This window comes from Actinomycetota bacterium (genome assembly GCA_040755895.1).
Lineage (GTDB): Bacteria > Actinomycetota > Aquicultoria > Subteraquimicrobiales > Subteraquimicrobiaceae > Subteraquimicrobium.
On the sequence record JBFMAG010000018.1, the window covers coordinates 1 to 3,436 of the forward strand.

The 3,436-nt window shown below is 47.4% G+C and carries 4 protein-coding genes; all 4 read right to left on the reverse strand.

The window, feature by feature from the left end:
* Positions 1–725, reverse strand: a 725-nt coding sequence (locus AB1466_00675) for a fumarate hydratase (protein ID MEW6188618.1), incomplete at its 3' end; no start/stop codon positions are given.
* Positions 726–759: 34 nt separating this feature from the next.
* The gene (locus tag AB1466_00680) at positions 760–1,725 is read right to left on the reverse strand and encodes an acetyl-CoA carboxylase carboxyltransferase subunit alpha (GenBank protein MEW6188619.1); all 966 of its coding nucleotides are present in this window, start codon (positions 1,723–1,725) and stop codon (positions 760–762) included.
* 169 nt (positions 1,726–1,894) lie between these two features.
* On the reverse strand, positions 1,895–2,749 hold the full coding sequence (gene accD, locus AB1466_00685) for an acetyl-CoA carboxylase, carboxyltransferase subunit beta (GenBank protein MEW6188620.1): 855 nt from the start codon (positions 2,747–2,749) through the stop codon (positions 1,895–1,897).
* Between the two features lie 9 nt (positions 2,750–2,758).
* A partial coding sequence (trpA, locus tag AB1466_00690) for a tryptophan synthase subunit alpha (protein ID MEW6188621.1) occupies positions 2,759–3,436 on the reverse strand: 678 nt, incomplete at its 5' end.

Genomic DNA, 3,436 nt, shown 5'->3' on the forward strand with positions numbered 1-3,436 from the left:
CCAAAACCCTGAGGTCCAATGCCCAAACGATTTATCCTTTTGAGCAGCTCCCTCTCCAAATTCGCTACCTCAATGGAGGGATTTTCCTCTTGAATCTTTCTCAACAAAGCCTTTTTGGCAAGGTACGCTGCCATCTCAAAGGATCCACCCACTCCCACACCCACGATTAAGGGGGGACAGGAATTGGGTCCCGCGATCTCAATGGTCTCCACAACGAAATCGATGATTCCCTCCACGCCTTCGGCGGGTTTAAGCATGGAAAGGCGGCTCATGTTCTCACTGCCACTCCCCTTGGGCATGACTATAATCTTCAATGCATTTCCGGGCACGATCTCTATATGAACGATGGCAGGGGTATTGTCACCGGTATTTTCCCTTGAAAAACAGGGATCCCTGACCATTGACTTTCGAAGGTAACCCTCCTTATATCCACGGCGAACTCCTTCATTTATGGCCCTATAAATGTCTCCCCTTATTAGGACCTCCTGCCCCAACTCTAAAAATACAACCACGGATCCGGTATCCTGACATAGGGGAATTTTCTCCCGCTGTGCTACTTGCGCATTCTCCAAGATCAAGGAGAGCACTTCCTTGCCCATTGGAGAATCCTCTTTAAGTTTAGCGGTCTCGATGGAGGAGAGAACATCGTCCGGTAGGCTAAAATTAGCTTCTTTACAAAGATTTGATATCACATTAGTTATTCTACTTGCCTCGATTTCTCTCATGAATATTTCCTTTCACATCCAAGGGGCTTTCTTATTAGCCCTCTTCAAAAATTCCAATCTCTCTCAACCTTTTATAACGCCGTTCGAGTAACTTATCGGGGGGATACGATCTTAGCTCCCTAAGGGAAGCAACCAAAATGCTCTTTAGCTCCCTGGCGACAAAGCTTGGATCGCGATGGGCACCTCCCAAGGGTTCCTTTACGATTCCATCGATTACCCTTAAGTTTAAAAGGGCGTCCGCGGTCAGCTTTAGGGCTTGTGCAGCCTCGCGAGCTTTGGATTCATCCCGCCACAATATACTCGCACAACCCTCGGGAGAGATCACCGAATAATATGCATTCTCTAGCATGAGGGTTTTGTCACCCACTCCCAAAGCAAGGGCTCCACCACTTCCCCCTTCCCCGATGTTCACCACAATTATGGGGGTGGAAAGCAAGCTCATTTCCATCAAATTATTGGCGATGGCAATGGCTTGGCCCCTCTCCTCCGCCCCAATACCTGGGTAAGCACCAGGGGTATCGATGAAGCACAAAATGGGGATGTTAAATTTCTCCGCGAGCTTCATCAGCCTCAAAGCCTTCCTATAGCCTTCCGGGTGGGGCATACCAAAATTTCGAAACAAATTTTCCTTAGTATCCTTACCCTTCTGATGACCCACGATCATCACCTTCTGATGATCTAAAAAGGCGGGGCCGCCTATAATTGCGGGATCATCTCGAAAAAGTCTATCGCCATGGAGTTCAAGGAAATCGGTGAAGAGTAAATTGATGTAATCCGATGTTCGGGGGCGATCTGGATGCCTGGCAATTTGTACCTTTTCCCAGGGACTTAATTCAGAATAAACTTTCTTCTTTAACTTCTCGATTTGAGCTTCTAGGTATTTGATTTCTCCCGCTATTTCAGGCTGGGAAGCGAGGGGCAATTGCTTTAACTCCTCCAACCTATTCTCCAGTTCCACTATGGGTCTCTCAAAATCGAGCATGAATCTTTGCTTTGGCATTTCAGCACCCCCACAGAAATTTAAAATTCAAAATGTATAAATGACAATCCAAAATTTAAAATGTTTAAAGGAACTTTACATTGATTTTTGATTTTTACATCTTGCATTCATGCGATAAACACATGGTGAATTGAGAAACCTTTTTTAAACACATTGTGTCTAGGGCATATTATCCTGTAAAGAAATCCAGGAGTCTGGAGATGGTTGATTTTAATTCCCTTCGGGGAACGACCATATCGATCATGCCATGTTCCAGCAAAAACTCAGCCGTCTGGAAGCCCTTCGGCAGCTTCTGTTTTATGGTCTTTTCGATGACTCTGGGGCCCGCGAATCCGATCAAAGCCCTTGGTTCCGAAATTATTACGTCCCCGAGCATAGCAAAGCTGGCGGCAACCCCTCCAGTGGTGGGATGGGTCAGTATGGCAATATAGGGAACCCTTGCCTCATGAAGGCGGGCAAGGGCTGCGCTGGTCTTAGCCATTTGCACTAGTGAGAGCATACCCTCTTGCATTCGAGCTCCCCCGGATGCCGAGGCTATAATCAGAGGAATTCCCTCTCTCCCCGCTTTTTCCACAATCCTTGTGATCTTCTCTCCTACCACGGAACCCATACTCCCCCCGACGAATCGAAAGTCCATGACACCCAAAATGACCTTATGCCCATTGAGTTGACCTTCACCGGTGACTACGGCTTCATCGAGTCCGGTCCTTTCCCTCGCTTGACTCAAGCTTTCCAGGTAAGACTTAGCGGCGACAAATCCAAGGGGATCTTTTGAACAAAGATGAGGATTAAACTCCTTAAAAGTATTTCCGTCAATGAGGAGATTTATCCGCTCCCAGGGAGTTAGTGGAAAATGGTAATTGCACTTTGGACAGACCTTGTGATTCCTGAGTAGTTCCCTTTGGAAGATGATCTCGTTGCAAGCAGCACACCTCGACCAAATCCCCTCGGGGATCTCGCGCTTTTCAGAAGATGGATTTATCCTATTATTACCCTTCTTATGGAACCATTCGGAAATGGGCATTATTTCCCCTTAAACCCTCGCCAACGCTTCCCGAATTTCTTTGACAAATCTCATTACGCTGGCTACTTGTCCCCGCTCATCCTTTGCCTTATCTATTAAATCGATGAGCGCGCTTCCTATTATGACACCATCGGCAATTTTCGCAACTTCCCTAGCATGTTCGGGGGAGGATATCCCAAAGCCGACCGCCAATGGCTTGTCGGTCAGCACTCTTACCCGTGAGATAAAATGGGGCAGGGTAATGGATAGAGCTTCCCTCACTCCAGTGACTCCCGTGAGGGAAACGCAATAAATGAATCCACGACATGCGGATGCCACTTTCCTGATCCTGTCCTCGGTGCTAGTAGGGGCGAGCAAAAAAATGGTGTCGATGGAATTTGCTTCGGCAACCGAGCACCAAGGATGAGCCTCCTCAGGAGGCAAATCTGGAATAATCACTCCATCGACTCCCACCCCTGCAACGGCTTTTGCAAAGACGTCAAGACCATATTTATAAATCACATTGTAGTAAGTCATGATGACAAATGGGGTATCAGTTACCCTCCGGAGATCTGAGATCAACTCCAGAACTTGCGGTGTCTTTATTCCCTGTGATAACGCTACCACAGATGCCTTTTGAATGGTTGTACCATCGGCTAAGGGATCCGAATAGGGAATCCCGATTTCGATGATGTCCCCCCACTCAGC